This window comes from Planococcus sp. PAMC 21323, assembly GCF_000785555.1.
Lineage (GTDB): Bacteria > Bacillota > Bacilli > Bacillales_A > Planococcaceae > Planococcus.
The window spans coordinates 1,201,267-1,227,358 of record NZ_CP009129.1 but is presented as its reverse complement, the minus strand read 5'-3'; the positions used below and the strand labels follow the sequence as shown (position 1 = coordinate 1,227,358).

20 protein-coding genes and 1 other annotated feature are annotated in these 26,092 nt (G+C 39.5%); of the genes, 2 read left to right on the top strand and 18 right to left on the bottom strand.

The window, feature by feature from the left end:
• Positions 1 to 9: 9 nt before the first annotated feature.
• The 7 genes from PLANO_RS15675 to PLANO_RS06175 all read right to left on the bottom strand — a co-directional run bounded on the left by PLANO_RS15675 (position 10) and on the right by PLANO_RS06175 (position 7,576).
• A complete protein-coding gene (locus tag PLANO_RS15675) occupies positions 10 to 1,440 on the bottom strand; it encodes a VanW family protein (RefSeq protein WP_052124287.1) in 1,431 nt (476 codons plus the stop codon).
• Positions 1,433 to 1,837 carry a hypothetical protein gene (locus PLANO_RS06200; RefSeq protein ID WP_038703601.1) on the bottom strand — a complete coding sequence of 135 codons (405 nt, stop codon included), beginning with the start codon at positions 1,835 to 1,837 and terminating at the stop codon, positions 1,433 to 1,435. The genes PLANO_RS15675 and PLANO_RS06200 overlap by 8 nt, the downstream gene beginning before the upstream one ends.
• 31 nt (positions 1,838 to 1,868) lie before the next feature.
• Complete coding sequence (locus tag PLANO_RS06195; protein WP_038703600.1) at positions 1,869 to 3,410, bottom strand: hypothetical protein; 1,542 nt, start codon at positions 3,408 to 3,410, stop codon at positions 1,869 to 1,871.
• Complete coding sequence (locus PLANO_RS06190; RefSeq protein WP_038703599.1) at positions 3,397 to 3,891, bottom strand: PilW family protein; 495 nt, start codon at positions 3,889 to 3,891, stop codon at positions 3,397 to 3,399. Before PLANO_RS06190 ends, PLANO_RS06195 begins: the two co-directional genes overlap by 14 nt.
• Position 3,892: 1 nt before the next feature.
• A complete protein-coding gene (locus PLANO_RS06185) occupies positions 3,893 to 4,408 on the bottom strand; it encodes a type IV pilus modification PilV family protein (RefSeq protein ID WP_038703598.1) in 516 nt (171 codons plus the stop codon).
• Positions 4,409 to 4,625: 217 nt separating this feature from the next.
• Positions 4,626 to 6,332, bottom strand: a complete 1,707-nt coding sequence (locus tag PLANO_RS06180) for a sensor domain-containing diguanylate cyclase (RefSeq protein WP_038703597.1) — start codon at positions 6,330 to 6,332, stop codon at positions 4,626 to 4,628.
• Positions 6,333 to 6,379: 47 nt separating this feature from the next.
• Positions 6,380 to 7,576, bottom strand: coding sequence for a bifunctional folylpolyglutamate synthase/dihydrofolate synthase (locus PLANO_RS06175; protein WP_038703596.1), 1,197 nt, complete (start codon positions 7,574 to 7,576; stop codon positions 6,380 to 6,382).
• A 71-nt stretch (positions 7,577 to 7,647) separates the two neighbouring features.
• Between PLANO_RS06175 and PLANO_RS06170 the strand changes: the two genes are divergently transcribed.
• Both PLANO_RS06170 and PLANO_RS06165 read left to right on the top strand, forming a co-directional pair.
• A complete protein-coding gene (locus PLANO_RS06170) occupies positions 7,648 to 8,511 on the top strand; it encodes an ATP-grasp domain-containing protein (protein ID WP_038703595.1) in 864 nt (287 codons plus the stop codon).
• Positions 8,508 to 9,305 (top strand): ATP-grasp domain-containing protein, encoded by a 798-nt coding sequence (locus PLANO_RS06165; protein ID WP_038703594.1) that lies wholly within the window; start codon positions 8,508 to 8,510, stop codon positions 9,303 to 9,305. Before PLANO_RS06170 ends, PLANO_RS06165 begins: the two co-directional genes overlap by 4 nt.
• Positions 9,306 to 9,521: 216 nt before the next feature.
• Here the strand turns inward: PLANO_RS06165 and PLANO_RS06160 are convergent, their stop codons facing one another.
• The 11 genes from PLANO_RS06160 to tig form a co-directional block, all read right to left on the bottom strand.
• The gene (locus tag PLANO_RS06160) at positions 9,522 to 12,155 is read right to left on the bottom strand and encodes a valine--tRNA ligase (protein ID WP_038703593.1); all 2,634 of its coding nucleotides are present in this window, start codon (positions 12,153 to 12,155) and stop codon (positions 9,522 to 9,524) included.
• Between the two features lie 50 nt (positions 12,156 to 12,205).
• Positions 12,206 to 12,428 (bottom strand) — a binding site (T-box leader).
• Positions 12,429 to 13,334: 906 nt separating this feature from the next.
• The gene (hemL, locus tag PLANO_RS06155) at positions 13,335 to 14,621 is read right to left on the bottom strand and encodes a glutamate-1-semialdehyde 2,1-aminomutase (RefSeq protein ID WP_038703592.1); all 1,287 of its coding nucleotides are present in this window, start codon (positions 14,619 to 14,621) and stop codon (positions 13,335 to 13,337) included.
• Positions 14,618 to 15,601: a porphobilinogen synthase gene (gene hemB, locus PLANO_RS06150; RefSeq protein WP_038703591.1), complete on the bottom strand. Its 984-nt coding sequence runs from the start codon at positions 15,599 to 15,601 to the stop codon at positions 14,618 to 14,620. The genes hemL and hemB overlap by 4 nt, the downstream gene beginning before the upstream one ends.
• Positions 15,598 to 16,299, bottom strand: a complete 702-nt coding sequence (locus tag PLANO_RS06145) for a uroporphyrinogen-III synthase (protein ID WP_038703590.1) — start codon at positions 16,297 to 16,299, stop codon at positions 15,598 to 15,600. The genes hemB and PLANO_RS06145 overlap by 4 nt, the downstream gene beginning before the upstream one ends.
• Positions 16,292 to 17,221 carry a hydroxymethylbilane synthase gene (hemC, locus tag PLANO_RS06140; RefSeq protein ID WP_038703589.1) on the bottom strand — a complete coding sequence of 310 codons (930 nt, stop codon included), beginning with the start codon at positions 17,219 to 17,221 and terminating at the stop codon, positions 16,292 to 16,294. The genes PLANO_RS06145 and hemC overlap by 8 nt, the downstream gene beginning before the upstream one ends.
• 17 nt (positions 17,222 to 17,238) lie before the next feature.
• The gene (gene ccsA / locus PLANO_RS06135; RefSeq protein WP_038703588.1) at positions 17,239 to 18,069 is read right to left on the bottom strand and encodes a cytochrome c biogenesis protein CcsA; all 831 of its coding nucleotides are present in this window, start codon (positions 18,067 to 18,069) and stop codon (positions 17,239 to 17,241) included.
• 84 nt (positions 18,070 to 18,153) lie between these two features.
• Complete coding sequence (gene hemA / locus PLANO_RS06130) at positions 18,154 to 19,527, bottom strand: glutamyl-tRNA reductase (RefSeq protein WP_038703587.1); 1,374 nt, start codon at positions 19,525 to 19,527, stop codon at positions 18,154 to 18,156.
• Positions 19,528 to 19,807: 280 nt separating this feature from the next.
• The gene (gene yihA / locus PLANO_RS06125; protein WP_038703586.1) at positions 19,808 to 20,389 is read right to left on the bottom strand and encodes a ribosome biogenesis GTP-binding protein YihA/YsxC; all 582 of its coding nucleotides are present in this window, start codon (positions 20,387 to 20,389) and stop codon (positions 19,808 to 19,810) included.
• Complete coding sequence (gene lon / locus PLANO_RS06120; RefSeq protein WP_038703585.1) at positions 20,386 to 22,713, bottom strand: endopeptidase La; 2,328 nt, start codon at positions 22,711 to 22,713, stop codon at positions 20,386 to 20,388. Before lon ends, yihA begins: the two co-directional genes overlap by 4 nt.
• 593 nt (positions 22,714 to 23,306) lie before the next feature.
• Positions 23,307 to 24,578 (bottom strand): ATP-dependent protease ATP-binding subunit ClpX, encoded by a 1,272-nt coding sequence (gene clpX, locus PLANO_RS06115; RefSeq protein ID WP_038703584.1) that lies wholly within the window; start codon positions 24,576 to 24,578, stop codon positions 23,307 to 23,309.
• Positions 24,579 to 24,751: 173 nt separating this feature from the next.
• Positions 24,752 to 26,038, bottom strand: coding sequence for a trigger factor (gene tig / locus PLANO_RS06110; protein ID WP_038703583.1), 1,287 nt, complete (start codon positions 26,036 to 26,038; stop codon positions 24,752 to 24,754).
• Positions 26,039 to 26,092 lie beyond the last annotated feature (54 nt).

Here is a 26,092-nt window from a genome sequence, read left to right as displayed (position 1 = left end):
CTCTGATAATTATTCGGTAATCAAGTTTCCACCTTTATCATAAACAGGTTTCTTTTCTGGCTCTTCATCTGCTTCTGATTCATCATGTACGCCATTATTGTTTTTATCCACAAAATCAGATTCTCCTGGTTTTGGAGCAACTGGTTCTTTATAAGGAGCGTCATGAACACCGTCTCCATTCACATCAACAAATCCTGGTTGCCCTTCTGCTGGTTCAGTTGGTGTACCATCATGTATACCATCATCATTTGCATCGACAAAATCAGGATCTCCTGCTTCTGGTGTTTCTACAGTTTCTGGTGTCTTTGCTAATGGATGAACTTCAACACGGTGGATAGGTGGGTAAAAATCTTTCGATATCGTTTCAACATCGATCGAGTCACCGCCGTTAATAGTAGTTCGAATAACAGTCAGGCTTTTGCCTTTCAACCCTTTTTCTTCTACTTTTTTGCCACTTGTTGCAAATGCACTAAATTGCTTAACTAGTCTTGGATCAATATTCTTTTCTTCGGTTAAACCAATAACATATTCGTAAACGAATGGGAAACCATTAATAGCAGCGCTTAATGACCCTTTTTTCTCCGCTACATTCAACGTAAATGAACTTTTGTTTGGATTTGTAAAAGCAAGGTCAACTCCTAAATTGCGGTTGATTGCGGCTTCTTGACCAGCTGGCACTAATGTAGGCAATTGAGTACCAATGCTGCGTTCGTCTATAGCAAAATTGGTTTGTAATATTGCACCATAAATCGTTGAAGCGATTTGTGTTAACTCATCATCACTTACATCCGTTAATGGCAATTCTGCGATAAAGTCTAAAAATGAAAATTGACTTTCAGGCGCAATTTGAATCCCATTTAACGCATCAATAACTGTCGCACTATCGAGCGTTGTTAGCTTTGCTGGAAATACAACTTCCGCTACATTTGTACGGTCAAGGCTCAAGCTATCGTCACTAATGGCAACTTTTGTTTTTGTTTGCCCATCTTGTAATGCTTGCTCTAATTTGTTATTGATCGTAGCAACGTCTGGTTCCGAAAAACTAGCAACCGGAAATTGAGATGCTAAAAATTCACGTGTTGCGTCTAACGAAAGACCAAACACATAGCTGTTTTCAGAACCAGTTTTTGCATTGCTTAGCGTTTGATCTAATAGGATTTCTGCAGTCTCTAGCGGGTAAGAGGCTGTGGCATCTTGATAAACAACATCAAGTTTTGCTTCTGTTTGCCATTTTTCCATTTGACCGGCAAGCATCATTTTTGCAGCAGGCACTTCCATATTTGAAACATCATTTGTGCCGATATAGGTGTTATCTCCAAATTCTTCTGTCGGGAATATCCAAGTGTCTACTGCGTAAGCGCCAGCATTGGCTGCTCCGAATACGATTAGCGCGAAGCCAAATACGGCTGCGAATGTTAAACCAAATAATTTATTATCCACGAGTAATCTCCTCTCGCTCAGCATCAATCGACTGCATACCGAACGACTTCGGTGTTTCAACTGCTTCTACTGCTGGCGTTTCTTCTTTAAGTTTTGTATTCTTTATTGTTTGTTTTAGCTTTTCCTCACGACGTGCTTCTGCTATGCGCAGTTTTTCTTCACGTTCTTTTGCAATGATTTTAGCAAAAACAAACGCGGCTAAAAATGAGACGCCTACTAATGCCAACGCTGTAATATACCAGCTATAGCTTTCTTGCATCAATAACGCTACAGCAGCGGCGGCAAGTCCGCCACCCGCAATAATCATTCGTTTCAAAAGTGGAACTTGCTTAAAACGTAAATAAGTTAGCGGTAAAATGATTGCCGCTAAGATGATAAAAATAAATAATCGTATCATTGTAATCCCCCTGTTGAATTAAAATTATAGTTTAGTATTCTATTTCTAAATCGATTTCTGTATCAATCGGACTGGGTACTGAAACATCTAAAGGAAATGTGTTTGTACTTTTCAGTGAGACCCCGCAAGACGACAAAAATGACGAGTAACTACTTGCTCGTTGAACATATAAGTCGGTCATTTTGAAAACGTTTTTTCCATTTTTCACGGTACGATCGGCATTTGATGAATCTTTTAATTCAAAAACTTTGTTTCTGTCTGTTGAGTAATAAACTAACTTCCCAGTTCCAGAAAAATTAATTTCTTGAGAAAGACGTCTTAAATCGGTGGTGTTTATGCGATCGATGTTTATGCACAGTTTTGCATTTTCTAAAACTTCAAAGTGATTCCCCCACGTGATACGCGCTATTTTAGGATTTCCAACGGGAGTGTTGTAGCCTAGTACGAGTAAATTGGTATTTTTCATATTTTTGATATTGCCATTCCCTATTAATTCTTTAGCAATAATGGTTTGTTTATTACCATCTTTCCCTAAATTATTCATATTGTTGCCTACTTCTATTTTCCCATTAATGATGATATTAGTGCTGACAAGATTATTGATATTATTAGAAGCATCTGCGTCATTTTCTCTGACAACTACGCTAACCCCTTCAGAAGTTATGTTGTTGCAATTTGTGCCACACACATAGTCTTTAAAGTTACTAGTGTACACTCGGAAATCTGTCAAATTCAGTTTCGCATTTTTGATCTGTGCGATAAAATTCGATAATTTCTCTCCTGTTGCTGCTGCACATTCGTATGGAGCCGTAGCTGTTTTATTTATTGCTTTTACTAATAACGCTGAACAAGATTGGGTTGGAGGGACTAACGTATAAATATTTTCATATGTTAGATCTTGATCTTTCGTGACAACAATCGTATCAACCTTAATTGGCTCGTCAGGATTTAAGAAAGTTTTGGGAATTTTGATAAGAAACGTAGCTACTAACTTTTTCATCGATCCTTCCGAAGCTCCTTGAACTTCCATTTTCACTTCAACAAACGCAACTTCTTTGTTTGTTGTAGAAGATAATGCCACATTTTTTTGTTCAGCATTAAACTTTAAAGCCGTTACATTCAAAATAGAGTAATTTATGTTCTCTGCAGAAAAGGGTACAGTTTTGGTACCAACAAGCGTATTTAGCTCTTGAACTTTTGTCATAATACGTCCAATTAAAACGGTTTTCATTTCTTGATCGATTGTTTTTTCCCATTGAAGACGTTTGGCCTCGGTATCACAAGCTGAGCCGAGCGGAGTTTTGATACAAGCAATTAAAGAATTTAACTTCACTTGAGTTTGTTGGTTCATATCTTGTTTTAATATTTGAAGTTCTCTCTCAAAGTCAGAAGTAAAATAGAGAGTGCCCATTTCCGCAGCTGCTACTGCATGGTTATTAACATCAATCGCTTGTTCTTGCTTTGAATGATTTAACGAGCCTGCTATAAATGTTGCTGATAAACTCATAAACAGTACGACAACAAGTAGTACTACTACTAATGCATAGCCATGTTGGTTTTTAAGATGCTTCATTTCCGACCTCCTTTTTGTACATGCCAGTAATGATGCGAGTCAACACGGTATCAATAGAAATTGAGGTTTTCCCTGAAGTCAGTTTTAACTTAACCGGGTTATGTTGTTTCTTGGGATATATGGTTACCTCAGAAAAAGTGGAACCGGTATAACTTTTTCCGTTAATCGATGTTCCATTATAATCATAATTCTGATCGATGACTCTTTGGTACGTACTACAAGTAGTTTCAGTAGTACATGTTTTTAACATAAGTTGACCGTTTTCAAATTTCAATTTATAACTTTCACTTTGACGGTGATTTGCTGATAACTTGGATACTATCAAGTTAGCGTCTTGTTGAATATGCGTTTTTGTAGTTTCAACAACACTGTGTTTAAATCCTATGGTCATTGCAGTCCATGCGCCAGCAACGACAATGGATACCAATACGAGCGCTGCAAGAAGTTCGATCATTGTGATTCCTTTTTCATTATTTCTCATCCTATCCACCTTCATTTCCTACTAGAAATCTAATATATGAAAAAGTCTGACTACTCAACCGACTTCCTTCGTATACTTTCAAGTGAACTTTATACAATTGCGTCAAATTTGGATGAGTACATGGAAAACTATTTTCATCTTCTTCTATAAATGTCTGACATGCCAAATAAACATCTGCCTCATAACGATACTCGGCATTTTTTTCATATCGGATATAGTTTGAATTTGTGGAGATTTTTGTATAACCAATTAACGGCATCTTAGTCATTAAAACTGTATTAAAATCCTCATAAACAGTTGGATCGACAACATCTCTTTGTCCCACCCATTCTGATTCACCTGTTATAACTGATACTTCCTGTCTGGCTAAATTCATCGTATCTAACTTTGTTTCTGTTTTATTGTTAAATAATGTCATTTGAGGAAAAATCGTCATGATTCCGACAAACAAAATCCCTAATATAACTAACGCCGCCAGAACTTCAACCAAGCTCAGTCCTTTTTCGTTCCCGTTCATAAGCAGCCACTCCTTATAGAAACATGAAAATATTCCTTTTTATTCCTTATAAAAGAAACTTTTTATCTAATCGTTCCCTTAGCTACATTATTACATTTATCTAGTCTAAATGAACAGTGTTTTTTGTAATTTTTAATGTTTTTACCATAAAAATTAATAAATTCCGTTTTTAAATAGGAAAAAAGACCATAGGAGAGATTTGCTCTCTTCTACAGTCTTATTTCGAGTAAGCCGCTACCTTATTACGCCCTGCTTGTTTAGCACCAATATATAACGCTCGATCTGCATTCCGGATTAACGACATTCCTTCATCACTATCGTCTGGGGCAGATGAAACGCCAATGCTCATTGTAATATGAACAATCAACTGTTGTCGTTCGTTAGCCAAATCTGTTTCAATAAGAAACTCATGTTCTTCAATACGTTTGCGCAGCTTTTCAGCAAGTAGCATTGCTAGTTCTTTACTGTAGTTACGAAGAAGTACAACAAATTCTTCGCCGCCATATCGTGCCACCATACCTTCTCCAGCAATTTCTTCTCTTAATATATCAGCTAATTGAACTAAAATATCATTTCCACTTTGATGTCCATAACGGTCATTGATGCTTTTAAAATGATCGATGTCCATCATGACAAGTGATAATTGATCTAACTTACCAGCTTTCATTTCTTGAATCTGTTTTTCAAGACTCTCGTCTAAATAGCGATAATTATACAACCCCGTTAATCCACATCGTTCACTTTTGGCAATAACCTTTTGCATATATCCGGCTTTTTCAAGTGACACTGCAAAATAGGTACTGAGAATGTCTAAAATTTTCAATTGGTGCTTGGCAAATGCATATTTCTTTTTAGAAGCAAGAACCAATACCCCTTCTGTTTTGTTGTTTCGAGCAATTGGAGTTGCCATGATGCTTTCGGTATCAGCTGGTAAATTACCTGTCACTAAATCTTCCCAATCTCTTTTTTCATTATAGATAAAAGATTCACCGGTCAAAATAACTCTACCTGCTGTTCCCTTTTCATACGAGATGGACGGAATGGTTCGTTGTTCTAATTGATTGTTTTCATAAACACGCATAAATTGCTGGAGTCCGTCACGATAATCAATGACATAAGCATATTCAACTTTGAACATTTTAGCTACCTCTACAATAAACAAATCGAATACCTCATTTGTTGCCAATCGGTCAGAGAGTTGGTGACCGATCACTCCTGCTCTTTTCAAATCCATATTTATTTGTTCAGAGTTATTATACATTTTCATGACTACTGTCATTGTTAAAAATGGCACTCCTAACAATAACAATGCGACCACTCCGATATATGATTCAAACATATACAAAGCGATAGCATATGGGAAAATCACTATCATTAACACAAAATCCCAAATGGCATCTACAGAGAAAAACTTACCTGGATTGCCATTTGTTGTGTAGTCGTATAAGTAGTAGATGATTTGATTCACGAGAACTGACACAACTTGGAAGATCAAACCAAACACGATAACATGTCCCAGATTAAGAGAATTGACTTCGCCACCTAATGCCGTATAAGTTAAACCAGCTATTAACGAAACACCCAAAAACATTAATGAATTAAATGGAATTCTCAACGATTGGTCTTCTTGTGTACGGTTGCGGTATAAGACGATAATCATCGCTAATTGCGAAACAATAATTTCAATGAAAAGCCCATACTTAAGAAAAAGAGCGACTGTAACCCATTGCACTAAAAATGTTGATGCACCGTTGATGTTCATCGGCATTAAACTCATCAACACAAAAAATAATATATAGCCAGCTAAATTCCAAGGATCATCTACTATAGGAGGAAAAAAGTTATAGACAAGAAGCAAACTCGCCGGAACTACCAATACCCACAAAATCCAAAGAATTATTTTACGTTTAGTGTTCCCCTCCATAACATCTTTCCTCTCCATAACAAATAATACATTTCTTAATTATATTTTTATTTTTTATAATCGCGGAAAAACTGATAATGATTGTTTTTCAGTAGAGAAAGTAAGCTTAAAGATCCAGTGACTAAAGTCACCACCTCATTATCATATACAGGTAATATATCATTAATATTTAGAATTGTCTTCCTTTTAATGTTACTTTCTAATAATAAACTTTTAGCTGGTAAAGCTCGTTCATTTTCAAAATCAATAAATGTAAAATGATCGCTTATTTTTTCTAATTCACGAAGCACATTCACATAGTCTTTATCTTTAAAAATTCCCATCACAACGTGAATAGAACGCGCTGGATAGGCTTCTTTCACAGTCTCGATCAAAGCTTCTGCACTTGCTTTATTATGTGCTCCATCAAAAATAACATCCGGAAAAACTTCTTCAAAACGATATGCAATTTTAGCTGTCGATAAACCTTGTAAAGCGTTTTTTTCTTTGTAATCTTTACCTAGAAGTTCTTTAGCAGCTTCAATAGCTAGACTTGCATTTTTTATTTGGTGCGGACCTTTTAGAAGGAACTGGAGCTTATCCAAGATTTCAAGGTCTTTTGGCCTAATCACTTCCGCGTGAAGTTCATTTGCCGTTTCTTGTATAATTTTTAGAGACTTCTCTGGTAGTTCTCCAATGACTACTGGCTGCCATTTTTTTATGACCCCAGCTTTATGCCATGTAATTTCTTCTATTGAATCACCTAGAAAATTTGTGTGGTCTATAGAAATGGATGGGATAATCGCAATTTCCGGGATAATTACATTCGTACTATCTAATGCTCCCCCCATTCCTGCTTCAATAATCGCAAAGTCTGGCGCATGGTTTTTAAAAAACAGAAAAGCTGCTGCTGTTAATAATTCAAAATCAGTTAAAGGTGTTTTCATTTGGCTTAATTGTTTCATAATCATTTCTAACTCATCTGGACTGATTGGTTTACCGTTTAATTGAATTTGATCGTGAAGATCTTCGATGCACGGTGAATAAAAATTGCCGACTGAGTAGCCGTGTGCCTGTAAAACGCTTGATAAAAAAGTGGCGGTTGAGCCTTTTCCATTTGTTCCCGCTAAATGAACAAACTTTCCAACCTTATGCGGATTTCCTAATTCCTCAAGAGCTGCAGTAATGGCTTCTAAACCTGGATGTATAGCAGTGTCTGTTTGGATATTCCATTTTTCTTTATATTGTTCCAATCCAATTATCATTAGTAGCCTCTTTTCTTCAATAAACATGATACACTTTTTGAGTATGATTATAGTACGAAGGTGGAATGAATATGACGAGTTGTTGGGTAATCTACAATGGAAGCCTACTTTCCGATAAGTTTGCAGACCAAGCGAGTTTAGTTGCTGAAGCTGCAGAACGTGCAGGCATTTCTGTTAAAATTATGAAAAATTATGAAACTATAATGGATTTATCAGTAAAAATAAGTATACCCGATTTCGCAATATTATTGGATAAGGATATATTACTAGGTTACTTTTTAAAAAGTCGTGGTGTACCTGTTTACAATGACCCAGCTGTTATTGATTTATGTGATAATAAAGCTACTCAATATGTTGAATTGGCGGCACGAGACCTGCCAATGCCTAGAACGATTGTCGCTCCAAAAGTCTATCCGAACTTCTCGATTATCGATTCAGGTTATTTTGAAAAAGTGATTGAACGGTTACAGTTGCCCATGATTATTAAAGAAGGACATGGCTCTTTTGGCATGAAGGTTTATTTGATCGAAACAGAAGAACAATTTTACGAAAAAGTCGATAGCCTCCGAGGCATTGATTTTGTCTTCCAAGAATTTGTCGATTCGAGTCGCGGTCGTGACATTCGCGTCAATATTGTCGGTGATCAAATTGTTGCTGCGATGCACCGCCATTCAACAACTGATTTTCGAGCCAATATTACCAATGGCGGCGTAGCATCTCCTATTGACTTAACTCCAACGCAAAAAGAGGTTGCGCTAGCTGCCGCTCAAGCAGTCGGTGCTACGTTTGCTGGCGTTGACTTGTTATACGGTGAAGATGAACAACCACTCGTTTGTGAAGTTAATGCAGCTGCACACATTCGGAATATATTAAATGTCACGGGAATTAATGTTGCAGATGCCATGATTGCTTATATATTGGAGGATTTATCATGAAACTTCTTTATGAATCACAAGATGCATTACGTAATCGCGGGTTTATAGAAGAATTACAGCGATTTGGAGATTTTGATTTGATTCAGTGGGACGACTGGAGCGACGAAGGATTACATCAGCTTGCAGATCTTCTAGCTGGCGAACTAGTCGTTTTTCGCGCACGACAACCAAAAGCCGCTCGTTTTTTAGAAGATCAAGGCATTCACTTGATCAATCGCGCAGAAGTAAATCGCATTGCCAATGACAAATGGAGAAGTTTCGAATTGTTTATGATGCTCGGTGTACCTACCATTCCAAGTTACCGGAACGCGCCCGAATATCCTTGTATCGCAAAAACTGCTAGCGGTCACGGTGGTTCAGAAGTATGGCTGCTCGAGTCGTCTGAAGATATACCAACCACGACCTCTCCCCTACTATTTCAACCTGTTGTTGCTCACCAAGCGGATATCCGAGTTTATGTGATCGACTTAGAAATTGTAGGGGCTGTGAAGCGAATTTCTAATGACTCGTTTAAAGCCAATTATTCTCTAGGCGCAACAGTTGAAAAATATATCTTAACAGCAGCTCAGGAAACAGATGTATTACGCATTGCACGTGCGCTAAAAAGCGATTATATCGGAATCGACTTTTTACTACTAGAAAACGGTCAGCATCTTTTCAATGAAATCGAAGATCCTGTTGGTGCCCGTTCGTTTTACAAAACACATGTTGAAAACATCGCAGAACTATTTTTCGAACACATCCAAGAAATAGAGAAAAATGCGCCTTTTCAGCGAGAAGACCGACTGAAGTAACCATATGTCTATGTGTTTTATGTGATTTTATCACTTTGTAGTTTACTTAAATATGAAGCAAACTAGCGGAGACTCCCGCGGGATAGCGAAGTACCGAAATCCACTCGGGCATCTAGCCCGAGTTAGTTCGGTGCAAGCCCGCAAGAAAGCGCAGCTAGTTTGCGGAATAACAAGACTAAAACCGCTCTCCCATAATGGGAAAGCGGTTTTATCGTTTTACAAATTCTTTAATTCTTCAATGCGTTTTTCAACTGTTGCATGTTTTTCCATGTAATCAGCTTGTTTCGCACGTTCTTCAGCTACTACGGCTTCAGGTGCTTTCGAAACAAACCGTTCGTTCGACAATTTGCCAGTAACGAGTTTTACTTCTTTTGCCCACTTTTCGAGTTCTTTGTTCAAACGTGCAAGTTCTGCATCAATGTCGATCAAGCCTTCAAGTGGCATGAACAATTCAGCACCTGATACAACTGCTGACATCGATTTTTCAGGAGCTACGATGTTTTCACCGATTGTTAATGTTTCTGGATTACAGAAACGCTCGATGTAAGCAGCGTTCGCTTCTAATACCGCATGTGTATTGGCATCTTTTGCAGAAATTGTTAACGGCACTTTTTTGCTCATTGGTGATTGCACTTCTGCGCGGATCGTACGTACAGAGCGAATCACGTCCATCAATAGCTTCATGCTAGAAGACTGGCTTTGGTTAGTTAACGAGTCGTCTACTGTCGGCCACGCCGCAATCGTTATTGATTCGCCTTCGTGTGGTAAGTTCTGCCAAATTTCTTCTGTGATAAATGGCATGAACGGGTGCAACAAACGCATTGTGTTATCGAGTACATAAGCTAGTACCGAACGCGTCATTTTCTTCGCTTCTTCATCTTCGCCGTATAATGGCAATTTCGACATTTCGATATACCAGTCACAGAAATCATCCCATATAAAGTTGTAAAGCGAACGTCCCACTTCACCAAATTCATAGCGTTCTGCAAGTTCAGTCACTTGTTCAATGGTTTCATTCAAACGAGTTAAGATCCATGAATCAGCAACTGATTTTTTGCCGGATAAGTCGATTTGGTCGTATGTCATGCCTTCCATGTTCATCAATGCAAAACGAGACGCATTCCAGATTTTATTGGCAAAGTTCCAAACAGATTCTACTTTATCGTTTGAATAACGAAGGTCTTGTCCTGGAGACGATGCTGTTGCTAGGAAATAGCGCAGTGAATCCGCACCGTACTCAGAAATAACGTCCATTGGATCAACACCATTACCGAGTGATTTCGACATTTTACGTCCTTCAGCATCGCGAACCAGTCCGTGAATTAATACATCTTTAAACGGTTTTTCACCGGTAAATTCTAAAGCTTGGAAAATCATACGTGAAACCCAGAAGTTGATGATGTCATAACCTGTAACTAATGCGTCAGTTGGGTAGTAACGGCTAAGGTCGTCGTTTTCTTCTGGCCAACCAAGTGTTGAGAACGGCCATAGGGCAGATGAGAACCACGTATCTAGTACGTCTTCATCTTGTGTCCAGTTTTCAGCATCAGTTGGTGCTTCGTGACCTACGTAAATTTCGCCTGTTTCGTTATGATACCATGCTGGAATTTGATGCCCCCACCATAATTGACGAGAAATACACCAGTCGCGAATGTTTTCCATCCAGTGTAAATACGTTTTTTCAAAACGATCTGGCACAAAATTAACACCTTCACCATTTTTTTGTGCTTCTACAGATGCAGCAGCTAAAGGTTGCATATCAACAAACCATTGTGTTGACAGGTAAGGCTCCACTACAGCACCGCTTCGCTCAGAGTGACCTACTGAGTGAATATGCTCTTCGATTTCAAACAACACGCCCATGTCTTGCAAGTCTTTCACGATTTGCTTACGGCATTCAAAACGGTCTAAACCTTCGTATTTGCCAGCGTTTTCGTTCATAGAACCATCTTCATGCATCACAAGAACACGTTCTAAATTGTGACGGTTTCCGATTTCAAAGTCATTCGGATCATGCGCTGGTGTGATTTTAACAGCTCCACTTCCAAATTCACGATCTACATAATCGTCTGCAACAATTTCAATTTCGCGTCCAACGATTGGCAAAATTACTTTTTTACCGATTAAGTGTTTGTAGCGCTCGTCTTTCGGATGAACCGCAACAGCCGTGTCTCCAAGCATCGTTTCAGGACGTGTTGTGGCAATTTCAATATGGCCACTACCATCAGCAAGTGGATAACGCATATGATAAAATGCACCTTTTACATCTTTATGAATCACTTCAATATCGGAAATTGCTGTTTGCGTATTCGGGTCCCAGTTGATGATGTATTTACCACGGTAAATCAGTTTTTTCTCGTATAATTTTACAAATACTTCACGCACTGCTTTTGATAACCCATCATCTAATGTAAAACGCTCACGAGAATAATCAAGTCCTAAACCTAATTTTGCCCATTGCTCACGAATATGTCCTGCGTATTGATCTTTCCACTTCCATGATTCTTCAAGAAACGCTTCGCGTCCTAAATCATAACGTGAACGGCCTTCTTCTTTTAGTTTGCCTTCTACTTTTGCTTGTGTCGCAATACCCGCATGGTCCATTCCTGGTAGCCATAATGCGTCAAAGCCTTGCATGCGTTTCATGCGTGTCATGATGTCTTGTAATGTTGTGTCCCACGCGTGGCCTAAGTGCAGCTTGCCTGTAACGTTTGGTGGAGGAATCACAATGGTATACGGCGTTTTACCGCTTTCTGGTTTAGCTTCAAAGAATTTTTGGTCGACCCACCAATCGTAACGGCCTTTTTCAATCGATTGCGGATCGTACTTTGTGGACATTTGTTCAGTCATGGGAATTCCTCCTTTAATTTCTGGTTGAACGCAAAAAACTCCTGTCGTCTGTAAAGGACGAAGGAGTTTTTCGCGGTACCACCTTTATACACAGGTCTAGTTACAGACCTGGCTCTCAAGTTTCATAACGGATGTTCAGTCCGGTTCCCGCTACTCTTTTCACGGCAACTGCTCCGAGGTGACATTCAACTGGACGCTCATAAAGACCTTTCACCAAATGGTCTTCTCTCTGAAATGTAACGTACAACCTACTATCCTCATCAACGCATAAATATCTAATTACTCTTATTGTACTCAATAGGAGGTTTTAGCGTCAAGCTATTTTAATGTCGTCCGGATAGGTTCGTTTACTTTCAATAATTGTTTCGTGAATAGACAGCATGTAAGTTGTTTCTAGTAGATAGCTTTTGTTGCTTTTTCTTGTCGCTTCGATCGCTTTGGGCCTGGCTCCCGCGATAAGCCCGGAAGTGCACCGGTCTTTTCGCTTCGCCTAGCCCGTTGACGCGCCGAAGCTTTGTGAATGGACATCTTAAGTTGAGTATATTAAATCGCTTTTATCGCTTTCTTTTTCGCTTCGATCGCTTTGGGCATGGCTCTCGCGATAAGCCTGGAAGTGCACCAGTCTTCTCGCTTCGCCTAGCCCTTGTCGCTCCTTGCTTGGTGAATGATCACCTTTTGTTGGGTGTGTTAGGTAGTTTTCATCGCTCTCTCTTGTCGCTTCGATCGCTTTGGGCATGGCTCCCGCGATAAGCCCGGAAGTGCACCGGTCTTTTCGCTTCGCCTAGCCCGTTGACGCGCCGAAGCTTTGTAAGTGCACATCATCTAAATTGAGTTTGCTTTTTTATCATTCTTTTTGAGTAGTATTTCATTAGAGAAAACACTCTTTTTATTTAACAGGTCAACTTTCTATTCAAGTCATATGCTTAGTTGTTTGGAGTGCAGATGCTCGACTCTTGCGGAAATAACACGAGCCGAAGACCTTGGAGCGAACGCAGTGAGTGAAGCGGCTAAGGTCGTGTCCGCGGAAAGCGAGCATCAGAACGCAAAACAACGATTTCCTGCAACCGGAAATTTTTGACAGTTAGTTGTCCATCTATATAAATAAAATCACTACACATAAAAAAGAGCTATCCTCAAAAAGTCATTTTCATGACTCTTGGGATAGCTCTGTTAATTTTATTAACGCGCCAATTTAGCAAATACGGTATGGAACGCTTCTACAGTTTTCGCGATATGCTCTTCCGTATGGGCAGTCGATAGGAACATGCCTTCGAATTGGGATGGTGGCAAGTAAATGCCTTCTTCCGCCATTAAGCGGTAGTAGTTTGCGAACAGTTCCAGGTCTGATGTTTTAGCTGTTTCGAAATCTACAACGTCTTCGTTTGTGAAGAAGAAGCCAATCATTGAACCTGCACGGTTTACCGTGTGCGGGATGTTGTATTTTGTTGCAGCTTCGCGGAATCCTTTTTCTAGTTGATCGCCGCGTTTGATGAACGTGTCATAGCTTTCTTCTGATAAGCGGGAAAGTGTTTCGAATCCTGCACGCATCGCAAGTGGATTACCTGATAATGTACCTGCTTGGTAAATTGATCCACTCGGTGCTACTTGCTCCATAATTTCACGTCTACCACCGAATGCGCCGACTGGTAAGCCGCCACCGATTACTTTTCCAAGACAAGTCATATCTGGCGTTACGCCGTAATAGCCTTGTGCACAATTATAGCCCACACGGAATCCAGTCATAACTTCATCAAAAATTAGCACGGTGCCATTTTCATGAGTTAAGTTGCGTAGTTCCATTAAGAAACCTTCGCTTGGAGGAACAACACCCATATTACCTGCTACTGGTTCTACAATAACTGCCGCTAGTTGATCACCAAACTCTTGGAAAGCTAAACGAACGCTTTCAAGGTCATTGAACGGTACTGTAATGGTGTTTTGAGCGACTGATGCTGGAACACCAGGTGAATCTGGCAATCCTAGAGTTGCAACGCCTGAACCCGCTTTAATCAACAAACTATCACCGTGTCCATGGTAGCAGCCTTCGAATTTCAAGATTTTGTCTCGTCCTGTATAACCGCGTGCTACGCGCAATGCACTCATCGTTGCTTCTGTTCCAGAAGAAACCATGCGAATCATTTCAATCGATGGCACACGGTCCATAACTAATTTCGCCATTTTATTTTCTAGTTCTGTTGGTGCACCAAAAGATGTTCCAAGTGCCGCTGTTTCTTGAATGGCTTTTACTACATCTTCTTGTGCGTGACCTAAAATAAGTGGACCGTATGACAAAACATAGTCGATATACGTGTTGCCATCTACGTCTTTAATTGTTGCGCCACTTCCAGATTGCATAAAAATCGGATCCATATCGACTGATTTAAATGCGCGAACAGGGCTGTTAACCCCGCCTGGCATTAATGTTTTGGCTTCAGTAAATGCGGCTAATGATTTTTCGTATGTCATTCTTTTCCCTCCAACCAGCGTGCTGCGTCTTTTGCGTGATACGTCATGACAATATCTGCTCCTGCACGCTTCATGCTTAATAAAGTTTCTAAAACGATTTTCTTTTCATCAATCCAGCCATTTGCTGCAGCTGCTTTGACCATTGCGTATTCACCTGAAACGTTGTATGCAACAATTGGAATATCATAATTGTCGCGAACTTCACGAATAATATCCAAATAGGACAATGCCGGTTTCACAATCATGAAATCTGCACCTTCTTGAATATCAGATGCTGTTTCACGCAAAGCTTCCATGCGGTTTGCAGGATCCATTTGGTAGGTTTTGCGATCTCCAAATTGAGGTGTACTGTGAGCTGCTTCACGGAACGGTCCGTAATATGCAGATGAATATTTAACGCCGTAAGACATAATTGGCGTATTTTCAAATCCAGCTTGGTCTAATCCGTAACGAATCGCCGCGACAAAGCCGTCCATCATGTTTGAGGGTGCAATAATATCTGCTCCTGCTTTGGCTTGCGATACGGCAGTACGCGCCAATAAATCAAGTGACTCATCATTTAAGATGATGCCATCTTCAATTACGCCACAATGGCCGTGATCTGTATACTGACAAAGGCATGTATCGGCAATAACGACTAATTCAGGATGACGGTTTTTCGCAAAGCGAATTGCTTCTTGCGTAATGCCGTGATCATGATAAGCTTGCGAACCGACTGCGTCTTTTTCGTTTGGTACGCCGAAAAGAATAACAGAAGGAATACCAAGGTCGACCACTTCATCGAGTTCAACACCTAAATTGTCCATTGAAAATTGGAACACACCCGGCATAGAGGAAATTTCGTTTTTCACATTTTCTCCTTCAACAACAAAAATCGGATAAATAAAATCCTCTTTATGTAAACTTGTTTCGCGAACCATTGAACGAAGATTAGCAGAACCGCGTAAACGGCGATGACGATTAAAATTCAATTCTTTCATGTCGACAAACTTCCTTTCGCTATTTCATTGATGACTTCGATATACGTATATTTCTTCGGTGTAAAATCTACTGTACCGCCGTTAGCTATAATGGCTTTTTTCGTCACGTGACCTATTGCTGCGATTTGAATAGTAGACCAATCGCCACCTGCTTGTCGATATGCAGATACTGCAGATGGACTCGCAAATAGGACAACAACGTCTTTTAATTGTGTAACGGTTTTTGCATTGTCGCTATTTAACACTGTATCATAAACTGTCCATTCATCGACTTGCATCGACATGGAGGAAATGGTGTTTTTCGCCATTTGCCCTTTTATAAACAAGCATTTCGCCACTCCCGAGATAGGCGGGAATTCTTGAATAAAATGATCGGCACTAAACACTTTCGGAATAAAATCTACTTGATGACCGTGTTTTTCTAAAACCGCTGCTGTTTGGTCACCGACTGCGGCAATTTTAGCAGTTACAGTTTCATTCAGTGTACAAAATACTTCTGCACTTGTACGACTAGTGAAAATTAGCCAGTCATATTCCGTGAAATCCGGTTTTTCTGACTGGCGAACAATGGTTTCAACAAGTGGGAGATAATTTGTTTTTGCCCCAAATGATTGTGCATGAGAAATCGCTTCTACCGGTTTTCTAGAGCCGGTAAAAACGATGGTTTTTCCTTCGAGCAGTTTTTTGCTTTTAGACATTGCTTTCAGCTTTGACGCGTTGAATTAAATCATAACCGCCTTGCGCACTGATTTTCTCAGCAACAATTCGTCCTGCTTCGATTGGGTCGTGGCTAATGGCCATTTCTTTAAACACTTGATCTGCTTCAGGCGAAGAAATGAGTCCTGTAAATGTAATTTCTCCATCTTTCACTGTTGCATATCCAGCAATCGGCACTTGACAGCTGCCATCCATATCTTTAAGGAATTTACGCTCTGCGTTTACAGCTAAAGCTGTGTCTTGGTGATTTAGTTTTGCTAATTCAGCAAGAAGTTCAGTATCTTCTTCGCGGCATTCGATTCCGAGTGAACCTTGTCCTATTGCTGGTAGACACTCATCTACTTCAAGGAATTCAGTTACTAAATCATCTTTCCAACCCATTCGCTTTAACCCTGCTGCAGCTAAAATAATTGCGTCGAAATCGCCTGATTGAAGTTTTGCAAGACGTGTATCGATATTCCCACGAATCCATTGAATGTCTAAGTCTGGACGCAATAATAATAATTGTGAACTGCGGCGTAAGCTACTTGTTCCAACAACTGCTCCAACTGGTAAGTCTAATAATTTCACATGGTCATTCGCAATATAAGCATCCCGCGGGTCTTCACGTTCTGGAATACAACCAATTGCCAAACCTTCAGGTAATACAGAAGGCATATCTTTCATGCTGTGAACAGCAAAATCGATTTCACGGTCAAAAAGTGCTTGCTCGATTTCTTTTACAAATAAACCTTTACCGCCGACTTTAGAAAGCATAACATCGACAATTCGGTCGCCTTTAGTCACGATTTCTTTAATTTCAAATTCAAAAGGTGCACCTGCTGCTTTTAATTTATCAATAAACTGGTTTGTTTGAGTTAATGCTAACTTACTTCTTCTCGAACCTACAATAATTTTTCTCAAAAAAATCCTACCTCTCTTTAATACCAAAAATGAAAATCAGATAACCGGCTGCCTAAAAAGAAATTGACGAGCAGTACCAAAAACAAATACGTATGAGCTAGTGCATAGTTCATGCCGTTTAACGACCCTTTACGATGTCGCCATAAAACCAAGCCGTACAGCACAAGTAAAACAAAGGAACCGACAATCTTCATGTCCAATAATGAAAACTCAGGCAGTGAAATAATTGCCCATTGCAATCCAAGTACGAGCGACACGAACAATAAGGAAATCCCGACCAAGATCGATATCGTCATAAATTGTTGTGTTTGGCTTAATGATGGCAAGTTTGCCCATTGTTTTGTCCACTTTTTTTTCTTAAGCATTCGATACAAAACCATGTGGAGGGTCGCAAACACAAATGATAACGAAAACGCCACATACGATAAAATTGCGAAACTTACATGTATAAATAATAATTCCGATACTAACGCATCCCCAACAGGTGATCGCTCAATTTGTACAGGTGAAAATGTATGGATGGTCATAAAGATAAAACCGATAACGTTAATGAAAAACACCACGAAATCAAATCGGTAGAAAACCCTCAAAACAATCGACAATGTCACCAATAACCAAGCATAAAAATAAATACCTTCAAACAAAGTCAATACTGGAAAGCGCTGTGTCTCAAAAATATACAAGCCTAAAAAGATGGTTTGCAAAATCCACACAATACTAAGTAAACTCATGGCAATACGACTTGCTTTTTTCTCTTTATATAAATAATCGATAAAATAAAAAACAAGGCTGACAGCATATAGAATAACCATAGCTTCGTGCAGCCTTGCCATTGTTAAATCTGCCATCCCATTCCCCTTCATCTCCATAATTAAAGGCGTTCCGTCTCTACATTTTAACATATAGAATCGAAAACGCCTCTTTTGAAAAGCTTAAAATGAATACCCGGGAGTTTCAGTTGATGAATTTTGAGTTTGAAGAACGGCTTTATCCGTTTTCTTTTGTGGAGCTTTCGACTGTTTTTCTATTTCTTGTTCAACTTCCTCTTCGATTCCAAAGATTTGCATGAACAATTCTAATTGTTCACGAGACTTAGGTGAACCACCCATTTCCTTTGCTTGCAAAATTGGGTCTTTCAATAATTGGTTAATAATCGATTTGGTGTGTTTGTTAAGGACTTTCTTTTCACGGTCAGTCAAGTCCGGCATTTTGTTTTCGATACTCGCCATTGTCTCAGCCTGAATACCGAGTGCTTTTTGGCGAAGTGCAGAAATTACAGGAACAACTCCAAGTGTTGATAGCCAGTCATTGAAATCGAGTGCTTCTTGGTCAATCATTGTCATGATTTCACCTGCTGCACGTTCACGTTCTGCTAAGTTCGCTTCTACAATCCCTTGCATATCATCAATATCGTATAAGAAGACATTTGGCAAATCACCAATACGCGGATCCATGTCACGCGGTACAGCAATATCAACCATAAATAACGGTTTGCCTTTACGCAGTTTTTCTACAAATTGCATCAATTCAAGATCAATGACAAAATCTGTTGAGCCTGTAGAAGATATTAAAATATCTGCTTCGAGCAATGCACATTGCAGTTGACTTAACGGTTTTGCATTTCCGCCAAATTTATCAGCTAGAAGTTCAGCTTTTTCAAAAGTACGGTTAATAACCGTCACACGATCTGCTCCACTGCCTTGCAAGTTTTTGATCGCCAGTTCGCCCATTTTACCAGCACCTAAAATAACTACGTGTTTGTTTTTAAGCGTGCCAAAAATCTTCTTACCAAGTTCAACAGCAGCATAAGATACTGACACGGCATTTTCGCCAATTGCCGTTTCTGAATGTGCTTTTTTCGCTAAAGTCACAGCTTGCTTAAACAATTGGTTAAAAACAGTTCCTGTCGTTCCTTGCTCTTGTCCTGCAAGAAAACTATTTCTTACTTGGCCTAAAATTTGCGTTTCGCCCAATACCATCGAATCGATACCAGCGGTTACTCGAAATAAATGCTCAATCGCAGCGTCTTGCTCATGAACAAATAAATACTGCGAAATAGCTTCTCTAGGTAGGTCAAAATAATCCGCAAGAAATTGCTTTACGTAATATTTTCCTGTGTGAAGTTGATCCACGACTGCATAAATTTCCGTCCGGTTGCAGGTGGAAACTATGACGTTTTCCAATATGCTTTTTTGTTGTTTTAACGCTTCCATTGCCTGTGGTAAATCCGTTTCAATAAATGACAGCTTTTCACGAATTTCCACAGGTGCTGAGCGATAATTCACACCGACTACTAATGTGTGCATGGGTACAAAACACCTTTCACGTTCAATATTTCATCTTTATTAAGTATAACACTTTTATGCAATATAATGACTCTCAAATTGTGAACAAGGCATGAACCTAGCCCTTGATTATAATTATTATAAACTAATACTAGCAAACAGTTTTGGCCGTCACAAGTATAACGCTCTTAGTCGGAATTAACTGTTAATGCTAGAGTTAATTATGAAGATTTCAGCATATTTAGTAGAGCTATCAATTAGATCTACATAAAAAAGCGCAACCCAAGGGCTGCGCTTTTATTTACATTCTGCTTTCAATTTCTTGCCATGCTTCGTCTTTACCCAATCCCGTTTCAGATGAGAAAAGGATGAGTGGATCGGTTTTGTCCATATCCAAAGTCGTGCGGACAATTTTCTTGTGCTTGTCCCATTTACCTTTTGGAATTTTATCTGCTTTTGTTGCGATAATAATACACGGAATATCAAAATGCTTCATAAATTCATACATCGCGATATCATCTCTACTCGGTGGATGGCGCAAGTCAACGATTTGAATAACAGCACGTAATGGATCACGATCAGTAATATACCGTTCGATCATTTTCCCCCATGCTTCGCGTTCACTTTTTGATACTTTTGCATAACCGTAACCCGGTACATCAACATAAAACAACTTTTCTTCAATTTTATAAAAGTTAAGCGTTTGTGTCTTACCTGGTTTTGAAGAAATGCGCGCCATGCTTTTACGCCCAATCATTTTGTTAATAAAAGATGATTTACCGACATTTGATCTTCCCGCTAAAGCAAATTCTGGCAAGCCGTCTTCTGGGTATTGATCTGGGCGAACGGCACTGATAACTAGTTCTACATTATTAACTTTCATTCGTTTTCTCCTTCTAAGGCAATTTCTAATGCCTCATCTGCTTGAGAGACCAACTTGAATGTCATCTCTTTGCGGATTGTCTCTGGTATATCTTCCAGGTCACGCTCGTTATCGATTGGCAAAATGATGGTCCTTAAACCAGCACGATGCGCGCTTAAGGTTTTTTCCTTAATTCCACCGATTGGTAAAACTCGACCACGAAGTGTGATTTCACCTGTCATGCCAACTTCTCGGCGAATAGGACGTTTCGTCAATGCAGACACTAAAGCTGTCGCAATCGTAATCCCAGCCGATGGGCCATCTTTTGGAACAGCACCTTCAGGAACGTGAATGTGAATATCATGCGATTCATGGAATTTCGGATCGATGCCAAGTGATTCTGCACGAGCACGAACAAATGATAACGCCGTTTGTGCTGACTCTTTCATGACATCTCCTAGTTTACCAGTCAATTGCAGCTTGCCCTTACCTGGAGACAAGGAAACTTCGATTTGAAGTGTATCTCCGCCAACTGTAGTATAAGCAAGTCCCGTAGCAACACCCACTTGATTTTCTGATTCTGCCATTCCGTAGCGGAATTTACGTTTACCTAGATACGCCTCAACTTCTTTTTCTCCAACAATCACATGTTCTTCTTCTTTTGAAACAATTTGTTTTGTTACTTTTCGACAAATCGAAGCAAGTTGACGTTCGAGTCCACGGACACCCGCTTCACGCGTATAGTAACGGACAACATTTAATAATGCGTCGTCTTCAAATTGTAATTGTTCTGAAGATAAGCCATGTTCTTTTAATTGCTTTGGTGCCAAATGATTTTTCGCAATCATTTGTTTTTCGACTTCTGTATAACCCGCAATTGTAATAACTTCCATCCGATCACGTAAAGGTCCTGGAATTGATCCTAGGTCATTCGCTGTCGCAATGAATAGGACATTCGAAAGATTGTACGTTTCTTCAATGTAATGATCACTAAACGAGTTATTTTGTTCTGGGTCCAATACTTCTAGCATCGCTGAAGACGGATCACCACGGAAGTCATTCGACATTTTATCAATTTCATCTAACAAGAATACAGGATTTACAGTTCCCGCCTTTTTCATCCCTTGAATAATTCGGCCCGGCATCGCCCCTACATAGGTACGGCGATGACCGCGTATTTCGGATTCATCACGAACGCCACCAAGTGACACACGAACAAAATTACGATCAAGAGACTCTGCAATCGATTTCGCAAGTGAAGTTTTTCCGACCCCGGGAGGTCCTACTAAACAAAGAATCGGTCCGCGTAAAGAATTGGTCATTTGTTGAACAGCTAAATACTCAAGTACCCGTTCTTTAACACTTTCTAATCCGTCGTGGTCACGATCCAAAACTTCTTCGGCATACTTAATATCCAAACGATCCTCTGTTGTTTCAGACCAAGGAATCGTTACAAGCCATTCGATATAATTACGAATAATGCCACTTTCTGCAGCGGCTGCAGGAATTTTTTCATAACGGTCAAGTTCCTTAAGTGCAACTTTTTCCGTCGACTCTGGCATTTTTGCCTCTTCAATCCGTTTTTTCAAATCAACGATTTCAGCGGATTTTCCGTCTTTATCACCAAGTTCAGATTGAATGGCTTTCATCTGCTCACGCAAATAAAATTCTTTTTGTGTTTGCTCCATTGCTTTTTTAACGCGAAGGTTGATCTTTTTTTCAAGATCCACAACTTCTTGTTCGCTGTGCAAGCGTGTAATTAGCAATTCTAACCGTTTGCTAATATCAAAGGTTTCCAAAACGTCTTGTTTTGCAGCTACTTTCATTGATAAATGAGAAGCGACCATATCCGCTAAACGGCCTGGTTCTTCAATATCCGCCACAGTATTATACGTTTCATTGCTAACTTTCTTCGAACTTTTTGCGTAATTCTCGAAATGCTCTAATAGCAAACGCATTAATGCATCTTGTTCAGCATCTCTTTCTGTTTCATCCGCAAACGGAGTTACTTCGACCAATGTAAAATCTTCTTCTTCTTCGTAATTTTTTAACTGGCCGCGTTCTATTCCTTCAACCAATACACGAATCGTACCATTTGGTAATTTCAACATTTGTTTTACATAAGCCAACGTCCCGATTTTGTGTAGATCTGCTCGTTTGGGTTCTTCAACACTCATATCTTTTTGTGTCGCTAAAAAGACAATATTGTCTTCAAGCATTGCTTTTTCTAATGCCGCCACAGAACGGTCGCGACCGACATCTATATGCAGGACCATTGTTGGAAATACAAGAAGTCCACGCAATGGTAATAATGGCACCTGTTTAGTTCCTTTTTTCTTCGCCATCTGTAGAGCCACCTCCGTGAATATTTTCAACATGAATTAATAGCATCTAATTTATTTAGTGCTTTTGTTTGTAGACAAAGTCTTACCAAAAATGAATTATGTTATTTACTCTCCAACTGAGCTGCCCACTTCGCTTTCCGTGGGCTCAGCTTCAGCTTTCGTCGCTACGCTGCTCCCACAGGAGTCTTCGTAGCCAACTCAATTGGAATCTTTCTACTTCGATCAACGTGAGCTAAAGTAATGTGATTTACACCAATAATTACTCTACTTAGCATTTCATCCAACCATTCAAGGAATCATAGCTACATGTCACGAAGGGCAAAGATGTGCTTTTCCATCACTGCGTTATCTTCGTCGTTGACAATTCGCCGACATCCATTAGGCACAAAGCGTCTAGTAGGTGGGGATCAAAAAATATTTACTATTCTTTTGTCTACAACCTGTCATAATAAGACGCGTGTTTTCACTTTTCTAACAAAAACGGGCTAACTCAGAAGGTGCGGATGCGCACGATCAGAGTCAGCCCGTATCATCCTTTTGATTGGTTTACCTATCACACAGCAAGCTTTGCCTACTGGGTGAAATTCCACTCATTACGCGGATGTTTTCTCATCGTTGTCGCTAACGTACTCTGAACCATCTTCTAAGATTAGTTTAGGTGGTACGCTATCGTCAACTGTTTCTTTTGTAATGACACATTCGACAATATCTTCACGAGAAGGTAGATCGAACATTACTTCAAGCATCGTGTTCTCTATGATTGAACGGAGTCCACGTGCACCTGTTTTACGTTCAATTGCTAATTTTGCAATGGCTACAAGTGCTTCTGGTTCAAACGTTAATTTGACACCATCAAGCTCCATCATCTTTTGGTATTGCTTGATCAATGCATTTTTAGGCTCAGTCAAAATTTCAACTAATGCTTTTTCATCCAATTGTTCAAGGCTCGCCAATACAGGCAAACGACCGATAAATTCTGGAATCAAACCAAATTTCAATAAATCTTCAGGAATCAATTGGCTAAGCAATGATTTTTCGTCGATTTCTTCTTTGTTTGGATCTGCTCCAAAGCCGATGATTTTGTTGCCTAGACGGCGTTTAATAATTTGATCGACTCCGTCAAAAGCTCCACCTACGATGAATAATACATTCGTCGTATCGATTTGGATAAATTCTTGATGAGGATGCTTACGTCCGCCTTGAGGAGGTACACTTGCAGTTGTGCCTTCTAAGATTTTCAGAAGTGCTTGCTGCACACCTTCACCAGATACATCACGTGTAATCGATGTGTTCTCTGATTTACGGGCTACTTTATCAATTTCATCGATATAAATAATCCCTTTTTCAGCACGTTCCACGTCATAATCTGCAGCTTGAATCAGTTTAAGTAGAATATTTTCTACATCTTCACCGACATAACCTGCTTCAGTTAACGAAGTAGCATCTGCAATAGCAAACGGTACATTCAGGATGCGAGCCAATGTTTGCGCAAGTAAAGTTTTACCGCTACCTGTTGGTCCGATTAAGACAATATTCGATTTAGACAATTCTACATCGTCAATCTTACTATTCGAATTTACACGTTTATAGTGGTTATAAACTGCTACAGCCAATGATTTTTTCGCTTTTTCCTGACCAATTACATAGCCATTCAAAATGTCTAAAATTTCTTTTGGCTTAGGTACTTCTTTAAACTCTACTTCTTCGTCTGTACCAAGCTCTTCTTCTACGATTTCCGTACAAAGCTCAATACACTCGTCACAAATATAAACACCTGGTCCTGCCACCAGTTTACGAACCTGCTCTTGTGGTTTACCGCAAAACGAACATTTTAAATGCTCTTTTTCGTCATTGAATTTGAACAATGTATTCACCCCTATTCAAGCAATTATCTTACAAGATTATCGTAATTGTAGCAACTAATTAGATTCAGCGTCAATTTCGCTGCTACACACATATTAATCATTCTTCTATGTAGTGGAAAACAAGGTGCGTTTCCGCACCTTGTTTTCCGTATTACTTATAAATTGCTTATGTGTTACTCAGAAATTTTAGCGTTGTCCACTAGGAACTCAACTGTGTTCTGCATGCGGATATCGTTTTCAAGCATTTCAGTTCCACCTAAAGCTGTTTTGATCTGTTCAATGTCCATATTGAATTGAGCAGCCATTTTTTCAAGCTCTTTATCGATGTCTTCTGAAGTAACTTGCATGTTTTCAGCTTTAGCAATTTCTTCAAGTGTCATTGAAACGCGTACGCGTGTTTCAGCATCACCGTGCATTTGCTCACGAAGTGCAGCTTCGTCTTGACCAGAGAATTGGAAGTATAACTCAAGGTTCATACCTTGTTGAGTTAAACGTTGTTCAAAATCGCTCATCATGCGGTCCATTTCAGTGTGGATCATTGCATGTGGAATATCAATAGTTGCGTTTTCAGCAGCTTTTTGAACTAATTCATCACGAAGTTTCGCATCAGCAGCTGATTTTTTCTCAGCAACTAAGCTATCTTTCATTTTAGTGCGTAGCGCTTCTAAGCTTTCAACTTCTGGGTCAATTTCTTTTGCCAATTCGTCGTTAAGCTCAGGAAGTTCTTTGCCTTTAACTTCGTTTACTTTTACTTTGAACGTTGCAGCTTTTCCTGCAAGTTCAGCAGCATGGTATTCTTCTGGGAAAGAAACTTCAACTTCTTTTTCTTCTCCAGCTTTAACGCCTACCAATTGCTCTTCAAATCCTGGGATAAATGAGTTTGAACCGATCTCAAGCGAATAATCATTGCCTTGTCCGCCTTCAAACGCTTCTCCGTCTACAAATCCTTCGAAATCGATAACAGCTGTATCGCCTTCAACGATTGCTTCGTCTTCTTTAACAGTCAACTCAGCCAAACGTTCTTGGTTTTCTTTCAATTGTTTTTCGATATCTTCGTCAGTTACTTCTGTATCAGGTTTTGATGCTTCAAGACCTTTGTATTCGCCAAGCTCAACTTCAGGTTTTACGATTACTTTAGCCGTAAATACAAGTGGTTGGTTTTTTTCGATTGTTTCGATGTCGATTTCAGGACGATCAACTGGGTTGATTCCTGCTTCTTCAACAGCGTTTGCGTAAGCATCAGGTAGGATGAAATCTAATGCATCCTGGTAAAGTGACTCAGCGCCAAAACGCTTTTCGAACATTTGACGTGGCATTTTCCCTTTACGGAAACCTGGTACGTTTATTTCTTTAACAACTTTCTTAAACGCTTTATCAAGACCTGCGTTTACTTCTTCTGCAGGAACTTCTACTGTTAAAACCCCTGTGTTACCTTCTTGTTTTTCCCATTTTGCTGACATAATTATAAGCCCTCCAAACATTTTCTTAAAAGTCATTTAACGTTTTCTACGATT